23 protein-coding genes and 1 tRNA gene are annotated in these 22052 nt (G+C 70.7%); 9 read left to right on the top strand and 15 right to left on the bottom strand.

Annotated features, from left to right (window positions below; translation table 11 throughout):
- Positions 1–16: 16 nt before the first annotated feature.
- The 3 genes from prmC to hemA all read right to left on the bottom strand — a co-directional run bounded on the left by prmC (position 17) and on the right by hemA (position 3306).
- The gene (gene prmC / locus GON04_RS23075) at positions 17–841 is read right to left on the bottom strand and encodes a peptide chain release factor N(5)-glutamine methyltransferase (RefSeq protein ID WP_157400314.1); all 825 of its coding nucleotides are present in this window, start codon (positions 839–841) and stop codon (positions 17–19) included.
- Complete coding sequence (gene prfA, locus GON04_RS23070; protein ID WP_157400313.1) at positions 838–1935, bottom strand: peptide chain release factor 1; 1098 nt, start codon at positions 1933–1935, stop codon at positions 838–840. Before prfA ends, prmC begins: the two co-directional genes overlap by 4 nt.
- 96 nt (positions 1936–2031) lie before the next feature.
- A complete protein-coding gene (gene hemA / locus GON04_RS23065; RefSeq protein ID WP_157400312.1) occupies positions 2032–3306 on the bottom strand; it encodes a glutamyl-tRNA reductase in 1275 nt (424 codons plus the stop codon).
- A gap of 62 nt (positions 3307–3368) precedes the next feature.
- On the opposite strand from hemA, the gene GON04_RS23060 reads away from it, so the two are divergent.
- From GON04_RS23060 to queF, 5 genes are read left to right on the top strand one after another with little or no spacing between them, the layout of a single operon-like run.
- The gene (locus tag GON04_RS23060) at positions 3369–3644 is read left to right on the top strand and encodes a hypothetical protein (RefSeq protein ID WP_157400311.1); all 276 of its coding nucleotides are present in this window, start codon (positions 3369–3371) and stop codon (positions 3642–3644) included.
- A gap of 26 nt (positions 3645–3670) precedes the next feature.
- Positions 3671–4450 carry a peroxide stress protein YaaA gene (yaaA, locus tag GON04_RS23055; protein ID WP_157400310.1) on the top strand — a complete coding sequence of 260 codons (780 nt, stop codon included), beginning with the start codon at positions 3671–3673 and terminating at the stop codon, positions 4448–4450.
- A complete protein-coding gene (locus tag GON04_RS23050) occupies positions 4447–5307 on the top strand; it encodes a 2OG-Fe(II) oxygenase (RefSeq protein WP_157400309.1) in 861 nt (286 codons plus the stop codon). Before yaaA ends, GON04_RS23050 begins: the two co-directional genes overlap by 4 nt.
- Before the next feature lie 16 nt (positions 5308–5323).
- Positions 5324–6214 (top strand): alpha/beta fold hydrolase, encoded by an 891-nt coding sequence (locus GON04_RS23045; protein WP_157400308.1) that lies wholly within the window; start codon positions 5324–5326, stop codon positions 6212–6214.
- On the top strand, positions 6211–7062 hold the full coding sequence (gene queF, locus GON04_RS23040) for an NADPH-dependent 7-cyano-7-deazaguanine reductase QueF (protein WP_157400307.1): 852 nt from the start codon (positions 6211–6213) through the stop codon (positions 7060–7062). The genes GON04_RS23045 and queF overlap by 4 nt, the downstream gene beginning before the upstream one ends.
- Here the strand turns inward: queF and GON04_RS23035 are convergent.
- Together GON04_RS23035 and GON04_RS23030 are read right to left on the bottom strand one after the other, a co-directional pair.
- On the bottom strand, positions 7030–7329 hold the full coding sequence (locus GON04_RS23035) for a hypothetical protein (protein WP_157400306.1): 300 nt from the start codon (positions 7327–7329) through the stop codon (positions 7030–7032). The genes queF and GON04_RS23035 overlap by 33 nt on opposite strands.
- Before the next feature lie 294 nt (positions 7330–7623).
- Entirely contained in the window at positions 7624–8811 is a 1188-nt protein-coding gene (locus GON04_RS23030; protein ID WP_157400842.1) for a Y-family DNA polymerase, read from the bottom strand.
- A 103-nt stretch (positions 8812–8914) separates the two neighbouring features.
- Here GON04_RS23030 and GON04_RS23025 point away from each other — a divergent pair, with 103 nt between their 5' ends.
- Entirely contained in the window at positions 8915–9262 is a 348-nt protein-coding gene (locus tag GON04_RS23025; protein ID WP_157400305.1) for a GFA family protein, read from the top strand.
- A gap of 21 nt (positions 9263–9283) precedes the next feature.
- Here GON04_RS23025 and GON04_RS23020 read toward each other — a convergent pair whose 3' ends face one another.
- From GON04_RS23020 to GON04_RS23000, 5 genes are all read right to left on the bottom strand, one after another.
- Positions 9284–10456, bottom strand: coding sequence for an alpha-hydroxy acid oxidase (locus GON04_RS23020; RefSeq protein ID WP_157400304.1), 1173 nt, complete (start codon positions 10454–10456; stop codon positions 9284–9286).
- 139 nt (positions 10457–10595) lie between these two features.
- Positions 10596–11591 (bottom strand): hypothetical protein, encoded by a 996-nt coding sequence (locus GON04_RS23015; RefSeq protein WP_157400303.1) that lies wholly within the window; start codon positions 11589–11591, stop codon positions 10596–10598.
- 18 nt (positions 11592–11609) lie between these two features.
- Positions 11610–11807: a hypothetical protein gene (locus GON04_RS23010; RefSeq protein ID WP_157400302.1), complete on the bottom strand. Its 198-nt coding sequence runs from the start codon at positions 11805–11807 to the stop codon at positions 11610–11612.
- A gap of 10 nt (positions 11808–11817) precedes the next feature.
- Positions 11818–13791, bottom strand: a complete 1974-nt coding sequence (locus tag GON04_RS23005; protein ID WP_157400301.1) for a YcaO-like family protein — start codon at positions 13789–13791, stop codon at positions 11818–11820.
- A gap of 153 nt (positions 13792–13944) precedes the next feature.
- Entirely contained in the window at positions 13945–14355 is a 411-nt protein-coding gene (locus GON04_RS23000) for a VOC family protein (protein WP_157400300.1), read from the bottom strand.
- A gap of 63 nt (positions 14356–14418) precedes the next feature.
- Between GON04_RS23000 and serS the strand changes: the two genes are divergently transcribed.
- Positions 14419–15729, top strand: coding sequence for a serine--tRNA ligase (gene serS / locus GON04_RS22995; protein WP_157400299.1), 1311 nt, complete (start codon positions 14419–14421; stop codon positions 15727–15729).
- A 53-nt stretch (positions 15730–15782) separates the two neighbouring features.
- Positions 15783–15873 (top strand) — tRNA-Ser (locus GON04_RS22990).
- Positions 15874–16075: 202 nt separating this feature from the next.
- Here the strand turns inward: GON04_RS22990 and GON04_RS22985 are convergent.
- The 4 genes from GON04_RS22985 to GON04_RS22970 are packed head-to-tail and all read right to left on the bottom strand — an operon-like array spanning position 16076 to position 19966.
- Complete coding sequence (locus tag GON04_RS22985; RefSeq protein ID WP_157400298.1) at positions 16076–16918, bottom strand: amidohydrolase family protein; 843 nt, start codon at positions 16916–16918, stop codon at positions 16076–16078.
- Entirely contained in the window at positions 16915–17889 is a 975-nt protein-coding gene (locus GON04_RS22980) for a Bug family tripartite tricarboxylate transporter substrate binding protein (RefSeq protein ID WP_157400297.1), read from the bottom strand. Before GON04_RS22980 ends, GON04_RS22985 begins: the two co-directional genes overlap by 4 nt.
- A gap of 11 nt (positions 17890–17900) precedes the next feature.
- On the bottom strand, positions 17901–18986 hold the full coding sequence (locus tag GON04_RS22975; protein WP_157400296.1) for a mandelate racemase/muconate lactonizing enzyme family protein: 1086 nt from the start codon (positions 18984–18986) through the stop codon (positions 17901–17903).
- 11 nt (positions 18987–18997) lie between these two features.
- Positions 18998–19966, bottom strand: coding sequence for a tripartite tricarboxylate transporter substrate binding protein (locus GON04_RS22970; RefSeq protein WP_157400295.1), 969 nt, complete (start codon positions 19964–19966; stop codon positions 18998–19000).
- 88 nt (positions 19967–20054) lie between these two features.
- Here GON04_RS22970 and GON04_RS22965 point away from each other — a divergent pair, with 88 nt between their 5' ends.
- Positions 20055–20960 (top strand): LysR family transcriptional regulator, encoded by a 906-nt coding sequence (locus GON04_RS22965; RefSeq protein ID WP_181653729.1) that lies wholly within the window; start codon positions 20055–20057, stop codon positions 20958–20960.
- 98 nt (positions 20961–21058) lie between these two features.
- On the opposite strand, the gene GON04_RS22960 is transcribed toward GON04_RS22965, so the two are convergent.
- Positions 21059–22042 carry a Bug family tripartite tricarboxylate transporter substrate binding protein gene (locus tag GON04_RS22960; protein ID WP_157400293.1) on the bottom strand — a complete coding sequence of 328 codons (984 nt, stop codon included), beginning with the start codon at positions 22040–22042 and terminating at the stop codon, positions 21059–21061.
- Positions 22043–22052 lie beyond the last annotated feature (10 nt).

Genomic DNA, 22052 nt, shown 5'->3' with positions numbered 1-22052 from the left:
CGCACATGAGACCCGATTATCCCCGTTCAAGCCAGCGGCCGCCCGAGCAGCGCTCGACACCCGCAAGGTCGCGCCGGGATCCGATGTCGGTAAAGCCGGCGTCGGCCAGCAGTTGCCGCACCGCTGCCGCCTGGTCCCAACCATGCTCCAGCAGCAGCCAGCCGCCCGGCTGCAGGTGCCCCGGGGCATCCGCCGCGATGCGGCGCAGGTCCGACAAGCCGTCGGTGCCGGCCACCAGGGCGCTGACCGGTTCATGGGCCAGGGCGGGAAGGTGCGGATCGCCCTGCGCGACGTAGGGCGGGTTGCTCACCACCAGGTCGTAGCGGCCCGCGCCCTGCAACCAGTCGGCCTGGACGAACCGGACGGGCAACTGCAGCCGCTGGGCGTTGGCGGCGGCCACTGCCAGCGCGTCGGCGCTGCGATCGACCGCGGTGACGTGGGCGTCGGGGCGGCGCGACTGGATGGCCAGGGCGATCGCGCCGCTGCCCGTGCCCAGGTCGATGACCGGCGGGGCCTGCCGGCCCGCCAGGGCCTCGAGCGCCCACTCGACGATGGTTTCGGTGTCGGGACGGGGAACCAGCACCCGATGGTCGACCTGCAGGGGCAGGCCGAAGAACTCCTTCTGCCCCACCAGGTAGGCCAGCGGCTCGCCAGCCAGGCGACGGCCGCAGGCGGCTTCGAATGCGGCGTGCGTCGTCGGCTCCAGGGCGTCGGCATCGTGGGTGATGAGCCAGGCCCGGTCGCCCTGCGGCCGGCCGAGGGCCTGCAGCAGCAGCAACTGGGCATCCAGCCGGGCCACGCCGGCGCCCATCGCCCACGCGAGGGCCTGGGCGACAGTCATGCCGCCGGGGCGCCCAGCCCCAGCTCCAGGTCTTCCAGCTGCTCGGCCTTGCGGGCCAGCAGCAGTCCGTCGATGAGCTCGTCGAGGTCGCCTTCCATCACGAACGACAGCTTGTACAGCGTGAGGTTGATGCGGTGGTCGGTCACCCGGCCCTGGGGAAAGTTGTAGGTCCGGATGCGGTCGCTGCGGTCGCCGCTGCCGATCAGGCCCTTGCGCGTGGCGGCTTCCTTGGCGGCCCGCTCGGTGCGCTCCTTGTCCTGGATGCGCGCGGCCAGCACCTGCAGCGCCTTGGCCTTGTTGCGGTGCTGGCTGCGGTCGTCCTGGCACTCGGCGACGATGCCGGTCGGGATGTGGGTGACGCGCACCGCCGAGTCGGTCTTGTTGATGTGCTGGCCGCCCGCCCCGCTGGCGCGGAAGGTGTCGATGCGCAGGTCGGCCGGATTGATCTGCACGGCCTGCGCCTCGTCCGGTTCGGCCAGTGCGGCCACCGTGCAGGCGCTGGTGTGGATGCGGCCCTGCGTTTCGGTGGCCGGCACCCGCTGCACCCGGTGGCCGCCCGATTCGAACTTGAGCTTGCCGTAGCTGCCGTCGCCCACCACCCGCACCACCACTTCCTTGTAGCCGCCGACCTCGCCCGGGCTCTCGCTCACCAGCTCGCAGCGCCAGCCCTGGCGCTCGGCGTACCGCGTGTACATGCGCAGCAGGTCACCGGCGAACAGGGCCGACTCGTCGCCGCCCGTGCCGGCCCGGATCTCCAGGAAGGTGTTGCGCACGTCGTCCGGGTCCTTGGGCAGCAGCAGCTTCTGCAGCTCGTCCTCCAGCTCCGGCAGTTCGGCCTCGAGCGTCGCGATCTCGTCGCGGGCCATCTCGGCCATGTCGGGGTCGTCCAGCAGTTCGCGGGTCGAGGCGAGCTGGGCCTCGCGGTCGCGCAGGTGCTGGAAGCGGCCGGCCACCTCGCTGACCTCGGCGTGTTCGCGGGTGAGGGCGCGAAAGCGCGCCATGTCCTGCACCACTTCGGGCTGCTGCAGGAAGAAATCGAGCTCCTGCAGGCGCACCGGGTAGCGCTCGAGTTGCTGGCGGAGGAAGGGCTTCAAGGGGTTGGGGAGTGTCGGCGTGGGGCGTTCAGGGGGCGGGACGTGTCCCGCGCAACGCTGAACGCTCAACGCTGGGCGGGCGCGGCACGGGCGCCGCTAACGGCCCTTGTTGCGCAGGAAGAAGTGCTGGATCGCCGTGCCGGCGCGTTCGCGCGCGGCCGCGTCGCCGGCGTGCAGCTCGGCCATGGCACCGTGCAGCATCTTCTGGGTCAGGCCGCGCGACAGCGCCTCCAGCACGTCATCGACGTTGTCGCCCCGCGCCAGCAACTTGCGCGCACGCGCCAGTTCGGCCGTGCGCCATTCGTCGGCCTGGGCGTTCAGCTGCCGGATGAGCGGAACGGCGCCGCGCTGGTCCATCCAGTGCAGGAAGCTCTGGACGCCGGCGTCGATGATGGCTTCGGCCTGGGCGACGGCGGCCTGGCGGTTGGCCTGACCGGTCTGCACCACATGGGCGAGGTCGTCGACGGTGTAGAGGTAGACGTCCTCGAGGGCCTTCACCTCGGGCTCGATGTCGCGCGGCACCGCCAGGTCGACCATGAACATGGGGCGGTGCCTGCGCGCCTTGACCGCCCGTTCGACCGCGCCGAGGCCGATGATGGGCAGCTGGCTGGCGGTCGAGCTCACCACGATGTCGAACTCGTGCAACCGGCCCGGCAGGTCGGCCAGGCGCATGACTTCGCCGCCGAAGCGGCTGGCCAGCTTCTCGCCGCGCTCGAGCGTGCGGTTGGCGATGGCGATGCCGGCCGGGTTGCGCGCGGCGAAGTGCGTGGCCGCCAGCTCGATCATCTCGCCGGCGCCGACGAAAAGCACCCGCACCTTGGTCAGGTCCTCGAACAGGCGGCCGGCCAGGCGCACGGCGGCGGCGGCCATGCTGATGGAATGCGCGCCGATCTCGGTGGCGCTGCGCACCTCCTTGGCCACCGCGAACGAGCGCTGGAACAGCTGGTTCAGCGTGGTGCCCAGGGCACCGGCCTGCTCGGCCGCGCGCACCGCGTCCTTCATCTGGCCCAGGATCTGGGCCTCGCCCAGCACCATCGAGTCGAGCCCGCTGGCGACCCGGAAGGCATGGCGCGCCGCCATGCCGTCGCGCAGCATGTAGGCGTGCGACCGCAGCAGGCCCGGCGGCACCCCGCCCGACTGGGCGAGCCAGTCGATGGTGGGCTCGAGGTCGTGCTCGGGCCCGGCGCAGTAGATCTCGGTGCGGTTGCAGGTGGACAGGATGGCCGCCTCGGGCTGGCGGGCCAGCCGGCCATGCAGGTTCGTGCGCAGGCCGTGCAGCGTCGGCTCGATCTGGTCGAGGGCGAACGCAAAACGACCGCGCAGGTCCAACGGCGCGGTCGTGTGGTTGATGCCCAATGCCCAGACAGCCATGTCAGCGATTATAAAATCCCGCGTCCTGTCAAGCACTTACGCTGGATCAAGACCCACCACGCATGGGCCCGTTCTACATCCTGTTGCATCTCATGAGCTTCCTGGCGCCGGCGGCCTTCCTGGCCCTGCTGTTGCCGCTCGCCGCTCGCGCCACCTTGCGCGCCACCGCAGGCCGCAGCCGTTTGATGCTGCAGGCCGGGCTGGTGTTCCTGGCCGGGGCCGGCGTGCTCGGCGCCGGGCTGTGGTGGTTCGGCGCCGACGGCCGGATGGCCACCTATGGCGCCCTCGTCCTGGTCGCGGCTGCCGTGCAATGGCTGACCCTGCGCGCGTGGCGCTGAGCCGAAACCCCCTGTTTCCAGTTTCCATGCTGTTCCTGCTGTCGCCCGCCAAGACGCTCGATTACGAGTCCCCCCTGCCGCCGGTGCGTCCCACCGAGCCGCTGTTCAGCGAGCGGTCGGCCCAGCTGATCGCCACCTTGCGCAAGAAGTCCGCCCGCCAGGTCGCCGGCCTGATGGACATCAGCCCGGCGCTCGCGACCCTGAACGTCGAGCGCTACCAGGCCTGGTCACCGCAGTTCACCGAGGCCAACTCGCGCCCCGCCGCGCTGGCCTTCGACGGCGACGTCTACGACGGGCTGCAGGCCCGCCGCCTGTCGCCCACCGACCTCGACTGGGCGCAGCAGCACCTGTGCATCCTGAGCGGCCTGTACGGCGTGCTGCGGCCCCTTGACCGCATGCAGCCGTACCGGCTCGAGATGGGCACGGCGCTCACCGTGGGCAAGGCCCGGAACCTGTACCAGTTCTGGGGGACCGGCATCGCCGACTACCTGAACGAGCGGCTGGCCGGCGACGCCTCGCCGGTGGTCGTGAACCTGGCCTCGCAGGAATACTTCCGCTCGGTCGACCTGCAACGGCTCAAGGCCCGGGTGGTGGAGTGCGTGTTCGAAGACGCCAAGGGCGACGGTCCGCACAAGGTGGTCAGCTTCTATGCCAAGAAGGCCCGCGGCCTGATGGCCCGCTACGCCATCCTCAACCGCCTGCAGACCCCGCGCCAGCTCGAGTCTTTCGACCTCGACGGCTACCGTTTCGCCGCCGCCGCCTCGGGCCCCGACCGGCTGGTGTTCCGTCGCACAATCCGGCCATGACGACCAAGACCCAGCAACACATCACGCCCGAGCTGCGGCAATGGATCGTGGCGCAGGCACAGGCCGGACACCCCGCCGAGGCCGCGCTCCAGTCGATGCTCGCGTCGGGCTGGCAGGAGGACGTGGCGATCGAGGCCATGGAGAGCACGCTGCGCACCCACCTGGAGGCGCAGGCGGTCGCCCAGGGGCTGCCGGCGGCCACCAAGGTGCCCGATCCCGGCCTGGAGGAGTCGCCGCTGTACGTCGACACCGGCGATCGCCGGGTGCACGTCCTGCAGAACATGTTCAACCCGCGCGTCGTGGTGTTCGGCAACCTGCTGTCCGACGAGGAGTGCGACGCCCTGATCGCGCTGGCCAAGCCGCGGCTGGCGCGCTCGCTGACCGTGGCCACCAAGACCGGCGGCGAGGAGGTCAACGCCGACCGCACCAGCAGCGGCATGTTCTTCGCCCGCGGTGAGACCGAGGTGGTGCGCCGCATCGAGGAGCGCATCGCACGCCTGCTGAACTGGCCGGTCGAGAACGGCGAGGGGCTGCAGGTGCTGCACTACCGTCCGGGTGCCGAGTACAAGCCGCACTACGACTACTTCGACCCCAACGAGCCCGGCACGCCCACCATCCTGCGCCGCGGCGGCCAGCGCGTGGGCACGCTGGTGATGTACCTGGCCGAGCCGGAGAAGGGCGGCGGCACCACCTTCCCGGACGTGCACCTGGAGGTCTATCCCAAGCGGGGACACGGCGTGTTCTTCAGCTACGACCGTCCGCATCCCTCCACCCGCACCCTGCACGGCGGCGCGCCGGTGCTGGCGGGCGAGAAGTGGATCGCCACCAAGTGGCTGCGCGAGGGCCGTTTCGAGTGAGCCCGGCGGCCTGCGCATGAAGGTCCAGGCCAACGGCATCCCCATCGAGGTCGAGGACACCGGCGAGGCCGACCGGCCCGCCGTGCTGCTGGTCATGGGCCTGGGGATGCAGCTGATCGCCTGGCCCGAACCGTTCGTGCAGGGCCTGCAGGCCGCCGGCTTCCGCGTGCTGCGCTTCGACAACCGCGACGCCGGCCTGTCGCAGCACTTCCCCCAGCTCGGCGTTCCCAACCTGCTGCTGGCGTCGCTGAAGCACCGCCTGGGCCTGCGCGTGCGCGCGCCCTACACGCTGCAGGCCATGGCCGCCGACAGCCTGGGCGTGCTGGCCGCGCTGGGGATCCGGGCCGCGCACGTGGTGGGCGTCAGCATGGGCGGCATGATCGCCCAGCGCATGGCGCTGGCGGCGCCCGAGAGCGTGCTGTCGCTCACCAGCATCATGAGCTCCAGCGGGGCGCGCCGCCTGCCCGGCCCGAAGCCGCAGGTGCTCAAGTTGCTGCTGGGCCGGCCCACCGGTCCCGGCGAGGACGCGCAGGTCGAGCACACCCTGCGGCTGCTGCGTGCCATCGGCAGTCCGGCCTTCCCGGCCGACGAGGACCAGGTACGGCAACGGGTGCGCGCGGCCGTGCGCCGCAGCAGCGATCCGCCGGGCGTGCTGCGGCAGATGGTGGCGGTGGCGGCCGACGGAACGCGCGCCAGGGAGTTGGCCGGCCTGCGGGTGCCGACGCTCGTCGTGCACGGCAAGGACGATCCGCTGGTTCCGTTCGCCTGCGGCCACGACACGGCGCGGCGCATCCGTGGCGCCCGGCTGGTGGCCATCGCGGGCATGGGCCATGACCTTCCGCCAGGGGTGGTCGATCTGCTGCTGCAGGCGGTGGTGCCGCACCTGCGGCAGACTGGTGGCCGATGACGCCCAACTCTCCCGAGCAATCCCTGCTCGGCAAGCCCGCCGCCTACCAGGACCAGTACGACGCAGGCCTGCTCTACCCTTTCTCGCGGGCGCCCAAGCGCGAGGAGCTCGGCATCGGCGCGCAGCCGCCGTTCTTCGGCGCCGACCTCTGGACCGCCTATGAGCTGAGCTGGCTCACCCCGCGCGGCAAGCCCGTGGTGGCGATCGCCCACGTCACCGTGCCCTGCGAGACGCCCAACATCGTCGAGAGCAAGTCGTTCAAGCTGTACCTGAACAGCTTCAGCAATTCGCGGTTCGCCACCCCCGAGGAGGTGCAGGCTCGGCTGCGCGCCGACCTGGCGGAGGCGCTGTGGCGCGGCAGTGGCGCGGCTGGCTCGATCGGCGTGCGGCTGCTGGCGCCCGACCAGTTCGAGCGCGAGCGGGTGCACGAACTGGATGGCGTGCTGCTGGACCGCCTGGACATCGAGTGCACCGACTACACGCCCCAGCCGGCGCTGCTGTCGGCCGCCTTCGACGAGCAGCCGGTCGACGAGGTGCTGGTGAGCAACCTGCTCAAGAGCAATTGCCTGGTGACGGGCCAGCCCGACTGGGGCAGCGTGCAGATCCGCTACGTGGGGCCGCAGATCGACCAGGGCGGGCTGCTGCGCTACCTGGTGAGCTTTCGCAACCACAACGAGTTCCACGAGCAGTGCGTGGAGCGCATCTTCACCGACATCCGCCGGCAGTGCCGGCCGACCAAGCTGGCCGTGTACGCCCGTTACACGCGCCGCGGCGGGCTGGACATCAACCCGTTCCGCACCAGCCACCCGCTCGCGCTACCCCCGAACGTCCGGACCGCGCGGCAGTGAGCGCGGCGCGGCGCACAGCCAGTCGCAGCGCAGGCGCTGCCGCCGGTGCGCCCGGGCCCGCCACGCGGTGTACACGTCGGGCGCCGAGATGGCGAACACGCACAGCGGCACGGTCCAGAGCTCGTCGAACGCGAATGCTGGCAGCCAGCCGATCCAGCCGGCCAGCCAGAGCATGAGCATGGTGTCCCAGAGGTGGTATTCGACCGGGTGCGAGGCACGGTGACCCACGTGCCATTGCTTGATGTGCTGCAGTTCGATCAGCGTCATGGTGTTCGTCGCTTCGTCGATGACTCCCGGGCCGGCGCGCCAGAGCTGGCGGTTCCATGAAATGTAGAAAGATCCGTGCCCGGTTCAAGAAGGGATTGGCGGCGCGGGGGCCGAAGCTGTAACGCGGCCTGCGCGAATGCTTCAAGGTAAGCGCGCGGCCCGCCGGCAGGTGTAGGCGCGCGGCGGACCGCGCGGTCAGGAGGCCCCTCGATCCGCCGCCGGGACGACGCACGCCCCAGGTGCGCCGGCACCGACCCTGGGCCGCCCTGGCCCGACGAGGAGAGTGTTTGCGGCTCAGCCGGCCTGGAACAGGTCGGGCGTGTATTCCTCGACCCGGTGCGCAGACGGCGGAATGTCGGCTGCCTCCGTCTCGCCGGCGCGCGCCAGCTTGCTCACCCGCACGCCCAGCAGCCGCAGCTTGCGATCCAGCGGCACGCGCTTGAGGCACTGGCCGGCCACCTGGCGGATGGTGCGGGCGTCGTCGGTGAAGTGCTCCACCGTCTGGTCGCGCGTGGCGATGCGGAAATCGTCGTAGCGCAGCTTGATGCCGATGGTCTTGCCGACATAGCCCTTGCGGCGCAGGTCGCCGGCCACGCGCACGCACAGGTCCGTGAAGATGGAGCCCAGCTCGGCGCGGTCGCGCACGGCGTGCAGGTCGCGTTCGAAGGTCGTCTCGCGGCTCATGGAGACCGGCTCGCTCTCCATGACCACCGGCCGGTCGTCGCGGCCCCAGGCGACTGCGTGCATCCAGGCGCCGGTGGAGCGGCCGAAGTTGTCCATCAGCCACTCGGGATCCTGGGCGGCCAGCTCGCCGATCGTGAACACGTGCAGTTGGTGCAGCTTGGCCTCCGCCTTGGGACCGATGCCGTTGATCTTGCGCACCGCCAGCGGCCAGATGCGCTTCTGCAGGTCGGCTTCGTGCACGATCGAGATGCCGTTGGGCTTGTCGAACTCGCTCGCCATCTTGGCGATGAGCTTGTTGGGCGCCACGCCGATCGAGCAGGTCAGGCCCGTCGCCTCCAGGATGGATTTCTGGATCAGCCGCGCCAGCACGCGGCCGCCTTCGCGCTGGCCGCCGGGCACCTCGGTGAAGTCGATGTACACCTCGTCGATGCCGCGGTCCTCGACCAGCGGGGCGATCTCGCGGATCACGCCCTTGAAGGTGCGCGAGTAGCGGCGCACCTCGTCGAAATCGACCGGCAGCACGATGGCCTGGGGGCACAGCTTGGCCGCCTTCATCATGCCCATGGCGGAGCCGACGCCGAACTGGCGCGCCGGGTAGGTGGCGGTGGTGATGACGCCGCGCCCCGTGTAGTCCTTCAGCAGCGGGAAGGCCTCGGGCGGGATGGCCGACAGGGGCTGGTCGGCATACCTCGCCCGCACCATCTCGTCGACCCGGCGCCGGCCGCCGCCGATGACCACCGGCAAGCCCTTGAGCTGCGGATAGCGCAGCAGTTCGACCGACGCGAAGAACGCGTCCATGTCGAGATGGGCGATGCGGCGCTGTGCTGTCACGCCCCGATTGTGGCGTCAGGCCGTCGCCCGCTTGCCACAATGGCGCCTCACCGCCCAGGAGATCGTCACGATGAAATACCGGGGAAGTTGCCATTGCGGCCGGGTGGCCTTCGAGGTCGAGGGCACGCTGGAAAGCGCCATGGCCTGCAACTGCTCGATGTGCCAGCGCAAGGGGTCGCTGCTGTGGTTCGTGCCGCATCAGCAACTGACGCTGCTGACGCCGGAGGCCGATGCCGCGACCTACCTGTTCAACAAGCACGTGGTCCGGCACCGGTTCTGCCCCGCCTGCGGCATCCATCCGTACGGCGAGGGGCCGGGCCCGGGCGGCGGCGCGATGGCCGCCGTCAACATCCGCTGCCTGGAAGGCATCGACCTGGAGTCGGTGCCGGTGACCCACTTCGACGGCCGCTCGCGCTAGCCGCGCGGTGGCCGCGAGCGCTCAGTAGCCGGCGGCGCGCCCGGTCGGGTAGGTGCCGGGCAGCAGGATCGACTTGTCGACCTGGGTGATGTCGGTGCGGCCGCAGAAGGCCATCGACAGGTCGAGCTCGTTGCGGATGATCTCCAGCGCCTTCTCCACCCCGGCCTGTCCCATGGCGCCCAGCCCGTAGAGCATGGCGCGGCCGATGTAGGTACCCCGGGCGCCCAGCGCCACCGCCTTGAGCACGTGCTGGCCGGAGCGGATGCCGCCGTCCATGTGCACCTCGATGCGGCGCCCCACGGCCTCGACGATCTCGGGCAGGGCCGAGATGGAGGAGGGCGCGCCATCGAGCTGGCGTCCGCCGTGGTTGGACACGATCAGGGCGTCGGCGCCCGAATCGACCGCCAGGCGGGCGTCCTCGACGTCCTGGATGCCCTTGAGGATGAGCTTGCCGCCCCAGCGCTGCTTGATCCATTCGACGTCGGCCCACGACAGCCGGGGGTCGAACTGCTTGGCGGTCCACTCCGACAGCGAGCCCATGTTCTCGACGCCCTTGACGTGGCCGACGATGTTGCCGAACTGGCGCCGCGGCGTGCCCAGCATGCCCAGGCACCACTGGGGCTTGGTCATGAGGTTCAGCATGTTGGCGACCGTGAGCTTGGGCGGCGCCGACAGGCCGTTCTTGATGTCCTTGTGGCGCTGGCCGAGGATCTGCAGGTCCAGCGTGACCACCAGGGCCGAACAGTTGGCCGCCTTGGCGCGGTCGATCAGGCGCTCGATGAAGCCGCGGTCGCGCATCACGTACAGCTGGAACCAGAACGGGTGGTTGTCGGTGCCCTTGGCCACGTCCTCGATCGAGCAGATGCTCATGGTCGAGAGCGTGAACGGGATGCCGAAGGCCTTGGCCGCGCGCGCCGCCAGGATCTCGCCGTCGGCGTGCTGCATGCCCGTGAGGCCGGTCGGCGCGATGGCCACCGGCATGTTGGTCGGCTGGCCGACCATGGTGGTCCGGGTGCTGCGGCCCTCCATGTTCACCGCCACCCGCTGGCGGAACAGGATGCGGTTGAAGTCGTCCTCGTTGGCGCGGTAGGTGCTCTCGGTCCAGGAGCCGGAGTCGGCGTAGTCGTAGAACATGCGCGGCACGCGCCGTTTCGCGAGCACGCGCAGGTCTTCGATGTTGGTGATGGCGGGCAAGATGGTCTCCTCGTCGGCGTCGATGCTAGGGCGCGCAGCCAGGACGGAGTTGAATCCTTTGGTGCAGCCCTGCAATTTTTCTCATCTTGCCATGGCGGGCACCCGGCGCCGCAACGGCGCGGGGCTGGGAGACCGGTTCTCAGGCCACTGCAAGCACCGCGGCGGGTGCCGGCTGCGCGCCGAACACCGTGGCCAGCAGGGCTTCGTAGGCGTGCGGATGCACGGTGGGGTTGCAATTCATCTCGAGGAACCAGGCCTGCCCCTGGGCATCGACGACGGCGTCGAGGGTGTACAGCGTGGGTGCCGGGTCGTCGAATGCGGGCACATGCGCCTGCAGCCGGCGCGCCGCATCGTGGAACTGGCCTGCCAGGCCGTCGGCCCGGGCTTCGTCGAGCGCGTTGATGCTGGGCTCCAGCGGATCGCGGTAGACCGACCCGTAGCGGTATTCGACCGCCACCTCGCGTTGCGCCGGCACGATGGCGTCGACGTGGTCGAGGCCCGCGAAGAGCGCCAGGTGGGCCACCAGCGACCAGTCGTGGCGGCCCTTCGCATGCGGCAGCGCCTGCACCAGCTGCCGCAAGGTGGCCGTGCCGTCGCCCGTGACGATGGCCGGACGCACCAGCTCCAGCGCCAGGCAGCGGCCGGCCCAGCACCACGCCTTGGCACTCACGCCGAGCAGGAAGTTCTCGTAGTACTCGTCGGCCCGCAGCTGCTGGTCGGGATCGGCCGGGTCGTGCGCGGGCCAGGGCCCGCGCAGGCCCTGGCCGAAGGATGAGTGGATGGCCTTGGCGAGGTAGGGTCCGCCGATCTGCCCGGCGTCGTGGCAGGCGGCGGGCGTGCGCAGCCCGAGCGCCTGGGCTTCGTGCTTGAAGCGGGCCTTGTCGGTGGCCAGCGGCCAGCGCCGCAGCGGGTAGGGGAACCAGCCGGCAAAGCCGGTGGAAGCGGGGGTGAGCTGGTCGGTGTAGGCCTGGCCGCTGCCGGTGGTTGTGATGAAGCTGGGACGCCAGCGCAGGCTGGTGCCCTCGCGCCGCAGGTGCAGCGAGAAGTCGGCCATGCGGGTCCAGGCGTCGATGCCCAGGCGGGCCGCGGCGCGCTGCACGGCTGCAGCATGGCTGAGGTAGGAGGCGAGCAGCATCGGCGCGCGGCGGCAGATTCAGCGCTTGCCGCGGCGCGCCGGCCGACGGCGCGCCGGGGCCACCATGGGCGCCGGGCAGCCGTCGCAGGAGGTGCAGCCGTCGAGCACGCCGGCGAAGGACGCGGGACGCAGCGGTTCGACGTGGAGCGAAGACACGCTCCAGCGGAACGAGCGGGGGCCGGTGCGGCGGGCGCGGGACGTGGCGGGTGCGGGCATGGTCTTCTCCTCAGGCGAACGGGTGGATGGGGACGGGGCGGCCGGCGCGGCTGCCGGCCGCCGCACTGAAGGCCGGCAGGCCGGCCGGTTCGAGCCCGTGGCCGAACCAGAGCGGCAGCAGGCCGGGCACGACGGCGCGCACCACGCGTAGCGGCGTGCGCCCCTGCTCGATGGCGGCCCCGGCCGGCGTGAGGTCGAACGCCAGTGCCGGGCAACCGGCCTGCGCCAGCGCGGCGATCAGCGTTGCACCGTCGTGGCACGTGTCGGGCGGGGCGAAGGCGGCCGTGGGCGGCCCCGCGGCCAGGAAGTCGGCCTGCCGGACTTGCCCCGGTGACTGCCAGTGCCGCTGGAGATCGCCGATCGACCGCACCGCGCGTGGGCTGGCCAGCGGGGGCAGGGGATGGGCGGCGGCGTGGGCGGCCCGGCCCTCGGCTTCGTCGAACGCCTTGAGCAGGGCCTGCACGGGATCGAAATGCGCGCCCGCCGTGACGGCGGTGAACGGCCGCTGCAGCGCCTGCACGAACACACCGTACACCGGGGCCGGTGCCGGCAGTCGCAGCACGGCCACACGGTGGCCGGCCGCCTGCAGCGCGCGCAGGCGCCGCCGGGCCTCGCCCGGCAGCGTCGCCGGCGACACCACCGGCGCGGACTTGCCGGCCAGCCAGGCGCGCAGGAAGGCATCGCGTTCGACCAGTTCGAGCAGCGCCCAGGCCAGGGCCGTTGCGCTGTCGGGACCGGCGGCGACGCCCGAGGTGCTGGTCGTCGTGCAGGACCGGCGACGCCAGTGGGCCGGCAGGGCGTCCAGGGCGTGTACGCACTCGGCCGGCAGCAGGACTGCCGCCCCGGTGGCGACGTCCTGGCCCCGGCACCAGAGCGCGAGCCGGCGCGGATCGAAGGGCATGAAGGGAAAGCCCGGGCGGCGGTGCTGCCAGTCGGCATATGCCACCACCGTTCGCGGATCGCGTGCGGCCACGAAGTCGTGCAGCGTGCCCTCCACCGTTGGGCCCAGCCGCGCCCAGCCGAGCCTTTCCCAGGCCTCGGCCTCCGCCTTGCGCAGCGCGCTGCGCGGATCGCTGGAGCGGCCGACCGTGAACAGCGTGAGCCGGCCCTCGCGCACCGGCCCGGCGCTGAAGGAGAAGCCGCAGGGAGCCGCATCGGCATGGAGCCGGGCGGGCGCGGCGCCGAGGTGCAACCAGTTGTCTACCTGCTGCACCGCGGCCTCGGCCGGTGAGCATGGAACGCCCAAGACAAGCGCCGCCACCGGGCGGACAGCCGGTGCGCCGCGGCGGGACGCCGGGGCCGTCGCGAGGACTTGGTGCAAGGCGTGGCCAAGACCCAGTTCCAACGCGCAGCGCTGGGCCGCGCACAAGCTCTGGATGCCGCGCCCCTGGACCTCGCCGGTCGACGGCCGGGCGGCGCGCGGCAGCACCACCGCGGAGGCGAACTGCAGCAGCCGGGGATCGGGCAGCAGGTGCCAGGAGACACCCGCGCCGCGCGATAGGCGGTGCATGGCCACGCCGCCTGCCGGCGACTGGGTGACTTCGTACAGCTCCACGGGCAGGCCCTGACCGTCGGGATCGGGCAGGCAGCGCAGCACATCGACCTGCCAGCGCAGGCTGCGCCCGCCAACCCCTGCCAACGTCCGCTCCAGAAGAAGACGCAGCTGCGGCGCCGGCAGCGGGCGATCGCCGAAGGTGCGGTGGGCCGGCACCTGCAACAGGGCGGCGTCTTGCCGGTCGAGCAGCAGGCCGTGCTGCGTGAGGCTGGTCAGGAAGCGGACGACCGCGCCGGCAGGCCAGCGGACTGCCAGGCCCGCGGCCACCGCCCGCCAGCCGAGATGGCCATCGCACAGCGCCTGCACTGCCCGCAGCAGCGGCCCGGGCGCCTGGACGGTGACCGCCCGGCCCGGTTGGCGGCAGCGCAGGGTGCCGCCCCGGATGTGCCACTGGCCCTGGGTGGTGGGGTATGCGATGGTCTCCTGCATGCTCGACGGCGCCCAACCCGCACACCGGTGCGGGGCCCTTGTCTCGGGCAGCGGCCTCCCTTCGAGCAGTACATCCCGGCCGCGGCAGCGCGGTTTAGCCGGCGGCGGGGCCGCCCGGCGCAGGAACGACAGCCCGCGCCCGGCGCGCGGCGTTCAGTGCTCGGTCGAGACCATCCAGGGGATGCCGAAGCGGTCGGTCAGCATGCCGAAATGGCCACCCCAGAACGGCGGGCCGTACGGCATCGTGACCTTGCCGCCTTCGGCCAGCGCATCGAATGCACGCCGGCCCTTGTCGGCATCGCCGGGAACATAGAGCGACAGGGAGAAGCCGCTGTAGCCCGGGTGCTGGCCGGGCGGGGTGTCGCTGGCCATGAAGCGCGCGCCTTCGCACTCGAAGGTGGAGTGCATCACCTTCTGTTTCCAGTTCGCGGGCAGTTCCGGGGTGTCCATCGGCGAGCCTTCGTAGCGCATCAGTGCCACGGTCTTGCCGCCGAGGGCGCGCGCGTAGAAGGCCAGTGCCTCCTCGCAGGTGCCGTTGAAGAACACGTAGGTCTCGATCTGCATCGCAGGACTCCTTGGTGCCGGGAAGCCCCCGGATGCTACGAGCCCCGCGAATAAAATCCAGCGATGCTCGACATCACCCTGCTTCGCAAGGACCTGGACGCCGTCATTGCCCGGCTGGAGGCGCGCAAGTCGCCCCAGCCCTACCTGGACGTCGACGCGTTCAAGGCGCTGGAAGCCGAGCGCAAGACCATCCAGACCCGCACCGAAGAGCTGCAGGCCCGGCGCAACCAGCTCTCCAAGCAGATCGGGCAGCTCAAGGCCAAGGGCGAGTCGGCCGACGCCGTGATGGGCGAGGTGGCGGCGCTCAAGACCGAACTGGACCAGTCGGCCCAGCGGCTGGAGCAGATCCAGCCCGACCTACAGGCCCTGCTGCTCGCCATCCCCAACCTGCCGCACGAGAGCGTGCCAACCGGTGCCGACGAGCACGGCAACCAGCAGGTGCGCCAGTGGGGCACGCCGCGCACGTTCGACTTCGCGGCCCGGGACCATGTCGATGTCGGCGGCCCGCTCGGCCTGGACTTCGACACCGGCATCAAGCTCAGCGGCTCCCGGTTCACCGTGATGCGCGGCCCCATCGCCCGGCTGCATCGCGCCATCGCGCAGTTCATGCTCGACGTGCAGACGCAGGAGCACGGCTACACCGAGTGCTACACGCCCTACATCGTGAACGCGGCCACGCTGCGGGGCACCGGCCAGCTGCCCAAGTTCGAAGCCGACCTGTTCGCGGTCAGCAAGGGCGGCCAGGAAGGCCTGGCCGACGACGACCAGCAGGCGCTGTACCTCATCCCGACCAGCGAGGTCACGCTCACCAACTTCGTCCGCGACGAGGTGCTGGCCGAAGCGCAGCTGCCGATCCAGCTCACCGCCCACACGCCCTGTTTCCGGTCGGAGGCTGGCAGTGCCGGCCGCGACACGCGCGGCATGATCCGGCAGCACCAGTTCGACAAGGTCGAGATGGTGCAGATCGTCCATCCGGAGCGCAGCTACGAGGCCCTGGAGCAGATGACCGGCCACGCCGAAGCCGTGCTGCAGAAGCTCGGCCTGCCCTACCGCGTCATGCTGCTGTGCACCGGCGACATGGGCTTCGGCGCCGCCAAGACCTACGACCTCGAGGTCTGGCTGCCGGCGCAGAACACCTACCGCGAGATCAGCTCGGTGTCGAACTGCGAAGCCTTCCAGGCCCGCCGCCTGCAGGCCCGCTACAAGACGGCGCAGGGCAAGAACGAACTCGTCCACACCCTCAACGGATCGGGCCTGGCCGTGGGCCGCACCCTGGTCGCCGTGCTGGAGAACTACCAGAACGCCGATGGCAGCGTCACCGTCCCCGAGGCCCTGCGCCCCTACCTGGGTGGGACGGCCCTGCTGCGTTCCTGAGCCGCGCCGGGTCGGTTAGAATCTGGGGCTTCGCACCACGCGAACCGAATTCAGGAGCGGTGGCAGAGTGGTCGAATGCGCCGGACTCGAAATCCGGTGTACGGTTATGCCGTACCGTGGGTTCGAATCCCACCTGCTCCGCCAATCACGTAGACAAAAAGCGGCCTCTGGCCGCTTTTTTGCTTCTACCCATCAAAGCAGCCATCCAGCGCCAGTCCTCTGCTGACGGGTGACTTCTCCGGATCCCCGGCCAGTCCATGGGCCGCCTCGACGAGGAACTCAGGACAAATGGCGGCAGGTCATGCAGGTCTTGCCCGACCAGGCCCGGAGACTGCGCTCGCTGGCCTCAGAACCCGTACAGCCGGGTCGGGTTGTCCACCATCAGCCGCTGCAGGGCCGCGGCATCGCCAAACTGCGGCAGCAGGTCCAGGAGCAGCGCCTCGTCCTCGACCGGATGGCGCGACAGCGGGTGCGGAAAGTCGGTGCCCCATAGCACCCGGTCCGGTGCGGCGTCGATCAGCGCGCGTGCGAAGGGCACCACGTCCTCGAAGGGGGCGCCGATGGCAGAGACCCGGTTGGCCCCGGACAACTTGATCCAGCGCTCGTCACGGCGCACCAGGTCCAGCAGCAACTGGAAGGCGGGCTGCTCCAGGCCCAGCGCGGCATCGACGCGACCCATGTGGTCGATGACCACCGGTAGCCGCAGGCTGCGGATGGCGTCGCCCAGTTCGTCCAGCTGGTCGGCGTCCAGGTGCAGTTGCACGTGCCAACCCAGCGGAGCGATGCGCTCGGCCGTGCGGCGCAGGAACGCGAGATCGGGCCGGCGCTTGAGGTGCTTGACGAAGCCGAAGCGCACGCCGCGGATGCCCGCCTCGTGCAGGCGCAGCAGCTGCGCATCGGTGTCGTCGGGGCCCAGCAAGGCGATGCCGCGGCGATTCCGTGGGTCGTCGGCGATGGCATCGAGCATCGCGGCGTTGTCGCTGCCGTACACGATGGGTTGCACGATGACGGTCCGCTGCAGTCCCAGCCGGCGGTGCAGCGCCGTGAGCACGTGCTTGTCCCGGTCCGGCGGCGTGTAGGGCCGCCCGGCCGCGAAGGGAAAGCGGTCGGTCGGCCCCCAGATGTGGCAGTGGCTGTCGCACGCGCCGGCCGGCGGCGCGTAGACGGGCTGGTACGCCGCGGCGGTCATTGCGGCTGGATGCCGGCCACTTTCATGGCCTGGCGGGTGCGGGCAATCTCGCGCTCCAGGAAGGCCCGGGCGCCCGCCGGCGTGGCCTGCGCCTCGTTGGCCAGCAGCGCGCCGCGGGCGACGACGTCGGCCAGTACGCCCCGGTCGCGCAAGGCGCCCAGCAATCCGCGGTTGAGGGCGGAGATCACGTCCGGCTGCGTGCCGGCCGGCGCCCACAGTCCGTTGAAGGTGTAGGCGGTGAAGTCGCGCAGGCCGTTCTCGATGAAGGTCTGCACGTCCGACAGCAGCGACAGGCGCTGCTCGGAGGCGATCGCCAGGATGCGCGCGCGACCCTCGCGGTGGAAACCCAGCACGGTGGAGATTTCGGTGAACAGGCCCTGGGTGGTGCCGCCCAGGAAATCCGGCAACGCCGAGCCGCCACCCTTGTACGGCACATGCAGGATGTTGGCGCCGGTGGCAGCCTTGAACACTTCGAGCGGAACGTGGTTGGCGCCACCCAGACCGGAGGTGCCGATGGACACGCCGCCAGGCTGCGCCCTGGCATACGCCAGGAATTCCTTCAGGCTGCGCGCCGGCACTTCCGGCCGCACGACCAGGCCCATGGGCACCAGGCTCATCAGGCCGATGGCGCTGAAATCCTTCAGCGGGTCGTAGCGCGGCTGGGGCGACATCAGCACGCTGTTCACCAGTGGCCCGTTGGCGCCCCACAGCAAGGTATGGCCGTCTGGCTTGGCACGCGCCACGATCTCTGCCCCGAGGCCGCCGCCAGCCCCACCGCGGTTGTCCGGCACCACGCCTTGCGGCGCCCCGGGCACCAGGTATGGCGCCGTCACCCGCGCCATGATGTCGCCGTTGCCGCCGGCAGCGAAAGGAATCACCAGCCGGATCGGCCGCTCCGGGTAGGCGGCCCGCGCCAGGCCGGGTGCCAGGGCGCCGGCCGCAGCCAGCGCCAGCCATTCGCGTCGTTGCATCGCTGTCCCCTTCACGCGCTGTAACGCTCGACCGCGGCGCGATCGAACGAGAAACCCCAGCCAGGCGCCGTGGGCACCACCGCGCGCCCTTGCGCGTCCAACTCGATCGCGGCGCCGTACAGGGGCTCGAACCAGGGCATGACTTCCACGTGGGTCACGCCGGGCAACGCCGCCGCCAGCGACAGGTTCATCTCCACGAACAGGTGCGGCGCGAGCGGCACGTTCATCAATTCGGCCGCATGCGCCACCTTGAGGAACTCCGTCGGCCCGCCCATGCGCTGCAGGTCGGGCATCAGCAGATCGACGGCGCCGGCGCGCAGCATGTCCATCATGCCCAGCCGCGTGTACTCGGTCTCGCCACCCGCCACGGGCGTGTCCAGCGCGCGCGCCACCGCCGCCGTGCCCGCGTGATCGTGGTAGGGCAATGGCTCCTCGATCCAGCGCAGGCCATGAGGCTCCAGCCGGCGGCCCAGGCGAATCGCCTGGTCGACCGTGAACTGCTGGTTGCAGTCGGCCATCAACTCGACGCCGGGGCCGATGGCCTCGCGCACTGCGCGCACCCGTGCCACGTCGTCGTCCGCCGAGGGCATGCCCAGCGACATCTTGACGGCGCGAAAACCCTCGGCCACCAGGTCGGCGGCCTCGCGCTGCAGCGCGTCGACCGAGGCGGAGAGGCGCAACGCGCCACTGCGATAAGCCGGCACGGCGGTGCGGTGCCCGCCGAGCAGGCCGCCGACGTTGACGCCGGCCGCCTTGCCGCGCAGGTCCCACATCGCCATGTCGATCGGGGCGGCGGCCACCGCGTTGGCGCCCCGGTGGCCCAGGAAGCCCATGTCGCGCCAGGCGGCGTCCCAGAAGGCGCCACCGTGCAGGGGGTCGAGGCCCACCGCGTGCGGCGCGAAGCTTTCCACCAGCTCGCGCAGCGCGCCCAGGCGGCGGCTGTTGAGCGTGAAGACCATGCCCTCGCCGACCAGGCCCTGGTCGGTCTGGATTTCCACCAGGAGGCACCCGATCGCCTCGATCAGGGTGCGCGCGCTGGGAATGGGCACCTGCAGCGGCAGGCGGATGGTGCGGATGTCGACTCGCGTGACTTTCATGCTGACGCCCCTCAATCGGCCTGGATGCCGGCGTCGCGGATGAAGCGGCCCCAGCGCGCCACGTCGGCCTGGTAGAAGGTCGCGAAGGCGGCGCCGTAGCGTGTGTCCGGGAAGAGTCCCAGCTCCTGCATGCGCTGTTGCACGGCCGGGGTGGCCACGACCTCGGCGACGGCCCGTCCGAGCCGTTCCACCACCGCCGGCGGCGTGCCCGCCGGGGCGAAGATGCCCTTCCAGGTCTCGAGCTCAAAATTGGGCACGCCCAGTTCGGCGATCGGCTTGATGCCCGGCAACGCCGGCATCGGCGCGCGGCTGGTAACGCCCAGCGCGCGCAGGCGCCCCGCCTTGATCAGCGGCACGGCGACCGGGATGACCTCGAAGGCCAGGTCCAGCTGGCCCCCCAGCAGGTCGTTCATCACGCCCGGACCGCCCTTGTAGGGGATCTGGCGCATGCGTGCGCCGGTCGCGCTGGCGAAGGACTCGGCCGAGAGGTGGTGCGAGCTGCCATTGCCGCTCGAGCCGTAGGTGAGCGCGTCGGGCGCGGCCTTCGCGGCGGCGATCAGGTCCTGCACGTTCTGGAAGCGGCTGTCGGCGCGCACCACCAGCACCGTGGGGCCGTGGTCCAGGCCGGCCACCGGCACGAAGTCCCTGGTGGCGTAGCCGGGGTTCTTCAGCAGGAAGAAGTTGGTGGCATGGGTCGTGGTGTTGCCAGCCACCAGGGTGTACCCGTCGGCCGGCGCACGCGCCACCAGCTGGGAGCCGATGACGCCGGACACGCCGGGCCGGTTGTCGATGACCACCGCCTGGCCCAGCCGTTCGGAGAGGCCGGGCGCGATCAGGCGGGCGATGGTGTCCACGCCGCCCCCGGCCGAGTAGGGCACCACCATCGTGATGGCGCGGGAGGGAAAGGCGGCCTGGGCGGCCGCTGCGGCGGCTGCGAGTGACAGTGCCAGCGCAGCCAGGATGCGGGAAAGCGGGATCATCGAGTCTCCTTGGGAGTGCGGATTGTTGACAGCCGCTTCACGCGCGTCCAATCTCTTCTTTCCAAGTTTTCATGAATTCGATTCATCCATGGACCTGCGCGACTTCCGCTACTTCGAGGCCGTGGCCGACTTCGGGCACCTGGGCCGCGCTGCCGAGGCGATGCACCGGACGCAGCCGGCATTGAGCAAGTCGTTGCGGCGCCTGGAGGAGGCGCTGGGCGCCACGCTGTTCGAGCGGGAAGGCCGCCGCCTGAAGCTCACCGAAGTCGGCCGGGTGGTCCTGGAACGCACGCGCTTCATGCGCCGCACCATGGATGACACCCTGCAGGAAGTGACGGACCTCGCGCGCGGCGCGGCCGGCCACCTGCGCCTGGGTGGTGCGCCGACGGCAGCCGACCGGCTGCTGCCGCAGCTGGTCCACGCGCTGCTGGAACGTGCGCCCGGCCTGACCCTGCACCTGGCCGTGGACGTCAGTGCCTCGCTGCTCCAGGCGCTGCGCGCCGGGACGCTGGACGCGGTGGTGGGGCCGTTGGCGTCCGCCAAGCGAGAGTTCGAGCGCCATGTCCTGTTCGACGATCCGGTCGTGGTGGCGGCCAGCAAGCGCCACCCCCTGCTGCGCCGGACGGCGCCGGCGCCACAGATCGGCGACCTGGCGGGCTACGCCTGGGTTCTGCCTTCGCCGGACGTGAGCCTGCGCGTCTGGCTGGAGAACACCTTCGAGCGCAACGGACTGGCGCCGCCGCGGGTGCAGGTGGAATCAGCCTCCATCTCGCTGATGCCGCGCCTGATCGCGCACAACCAGCTGCTCACCCTCATCTCGCGCAAGAGCCTCCAGGCCGGCCCGGTGGGGACGCTGCTGCGCGAGGTGCCGGTGCCGTCGGCAGTGCTCGAACGGCAGTTCGGGGTCCTGCTGCGCCGCGATGGCTACAGGCCGCCACCAGTGCGCACCCTGTTGGCCGTGCTGAAGGAAGGCGGCCAGCGGCTGCTGACTTGAGTCGGCGGGTCGGACGCGAGGCCATCGAATCTTCTCTCGCGCTCCGCCACCAGGCCCTGTTCCGGGATCAGCGTCGGGCCCGCGAGGTTCCGGCTGCCTCACTCGACGGTGATGCCGCCTTTCCTGATCACGTCCCCGAACTTGGCCAGCTCGGTATCGATGTACCGGCCGAACTCCTCGGGGCTGGTGCCCAGCGAGATCATGCCCAGGCGGGCCAGGTTTGCCTTGACGGCATCGTTGGCCAGTGCCGTCTTGAGATCGTCGTTCAGTCGCTTCTGGATCGCCGGGCTCAGTCCCTGGGGCGCAACGATGCCTAGCCAGCCGAGAACGTCGAAATCCGGGAAGCCGCTCTCAGCCATGGTCGGTACGTTGGGCCAGCTTGGCATCCGTTTCGCCGTCGACACGGCGAGCACCCGCACCTTGTCCGACTGCAGGAACGGCACCACGCCCGGAGCGGAGTCGACGAGCACGTCGAGCTGGCCTCCGATCAGGTCTGTATAGGCAGGTGCTGTTCCCTTGTACGGAACGTGCACCATCGAGATTCCTGCATGCTGTTTCAGCATTTCCATCGTCAGGTGCTGGGTCGAACCGTTGCCGCCCGAGCCATAGCTCAGTTTGTCGGGTCGAGCCTTGGCGTCCGCGACCAGATCCCGCACCGACCTGTACTTCGAGCTGGCCGGAACGACCAGTGCCTGTGCCACGCCGGCGATGTTCATGATGGGCGTGAAGTCCTTGCGCGGGTCGTACCCGACATTCTTGACAAGGTTCGGCGCGATGGCCATCGGACCGCTCGAGCCGAGGAGTAGCGTGTACCCATCGCCCGGCGCTTTCGCGACGAACTGGCTGCCGATGGCGCCGCCCGCGCCGACCTTGTTCTCGACGATGAGCGATTTGCCCCACATCTTCCCGAGGGGCTCCGAAAGAATGCGGGCCAGCACGTCGCCCGACTGGCCGGCAGCGAACGGAACGATGATGGTCACCGGTTTGCTGGGATAGGCCTCGGCACGGCCGGGAACGGGGACCAGCATCGGCGATGCACCCAAGATGGCGGCCGAGCGAACGAAAGTCCTGCGATCGATCATGAATGTCTCC

It is taken from the genome of Ramlibacter pinisoli, assembly GCF_009758015.1.
GTDB lineage: Bacteria > Pseudomonadota > Gammaproteobacteria > Burkholderiales > Burkholderiaceae_C > Ramlibacter > Ramlibacter pinisoli.
The sequence above is the reverse complement of the archived record's forward strand: the minus strand, read 5'-3'. Positions and strand labels throughout refer to the sequence as shown.

Coding starts and splice junctions, on each gene's coding strand:
- GON04_RS23015 (WP_157400303.1), bottom strand. CDS start 11,591: ATGCTGCTCGCCTCCTACCTCAGCCATGCTGCAGCCGTGCAGCGCGCC.
- GON04_RS22980 (WP_157400297.1), bottom strand. CDS start 17,889: ATGCAACGACGCGAATGGCTGGCGCTGGCTGCGGCCGGCGCCCTGGCA.
- GON04_RS23030 (WP_157400842.1), bottom strand. CDS start 8,811: ATGGACGCGTTCTTCGCGTCGGTCGAACTGCTGCGCTATCCGCAGCTC.
- GON04_RS23060 (WP_157400311.1), top strand. CDS start 3,369: ATGGGCCCGTTCTACATCCTGTTGCATCTCATGAGCTTCCTGGCGCCG.
- GON04_RS22960 (WP_157400293.1), bottom strand. CDS start 22,042: ATGATCGATCGCAGGACTTTCGTTCGCTCGGCCGCCATCTTGGGTGCA.
- yaaA (WP_157400310.1), top strand. CDS start 3,671: ATGCTGTTCCTGCTGTCGCCCGCCAAGACGCTCGATTACGAGTCCCCC.
- GON04_RS23045 (WP_157400308.1), top strand. CDS start 5,324: ATGAAGGTCCAGGCCAACGGCATCCCCATCGAGGTCGAGGACACCGGC.
- GON04_RS23000 (WP_157400300.1), bottom strand. CDS start 14,355: ATGCAGATCGAGACCTACGTGTTCTTCAACGGCACCTGCGAGGAGGCA.
- serS (WP_157400299.1), top strand. CDS start 14,419: ATGCTCGACATCACCCTGCTTCGCAAGGACCTGGACGCCGTCATTGCC.
- GON04_RS23035 (WP_157400306.1), bottom strand. CDS start 7,329: ATGACGCTGATCGAACTGCAGCACATCAAGCAATGGCACGTGGGTCAC.
- hemA (WP_157400312.1), bottom strand. CDS start 3,306: ATGGCTGTCTGGGCATTGGGCATCAACCACACGACCGCGCCGTTGGAC.
- GON04_RS22965 (WP_181653729.1), top strand. CDS start 20,055: ATGGACCTGCGCGACTTCCGCTACTTCGAGGCCGTGGCCGACTTCGGG.
- GON04_RS22985 (WP_157400298.1), bottom strand. CDS start 16,918: ATGACCGCCGCGGCGTACCAGCCCGTCTACGCGCCGCCGGCCGGCGCG.
- GON04_RS23025 (WP_157400305.1), top strand. CDS start 8,915: ATGAAATACCGGGGAAGTTGCCATTGCGGCCGGGTGGCCTTCGAGGTC.
- queF (WP_157400307.1), top strand. CDS start 6,211: ATGACGCCCAACTCTCCCGAGCAATCCCTGCTCGGCAAGCCCGCCGCC.
- GON04_RS23010 (WP_157400302.1), bottom strand. CDS start 11,807: ATGCCCGCACCCGCCACGTCCCGCGCCCGCCGCACCGGCCCCCGCTCG.
- GON04_RS22970 (WP_157400295.1), bottom strand. CDS start 19,966: ATGATCCCGCTTTCCCGCATCCTGGCTGCGCTGGCACTGTCACTCGCA.
- GON04_RS22975 (WP_157400296.1), bottom strand. CDS start 18,986: ATGAAAGTCACGCGAGTCGACATCCGCACCATCCGCCTGCCGCTGCAG.
- GON04_RS23050 (WP_157400309.1), top strand. CDS start 4,447: ATGACGACCAAGACCCAGCAACACATCACGCCCGAGCTGCGGCAATGG.
- GON04_RS23005 (WP_157400301.1), bottom strand. CDS start 13,791: ATGCAGGAGACCATCGCATACCCCACCACCCAGGGCCAGTGGCACATC.
- prmC (WP_157400314.1), bottom strand. CDS start 841: ATGACTGTCGCCCAGGCCCTCGCGTGGGCGATGGGCGCCGGCGTGGCC.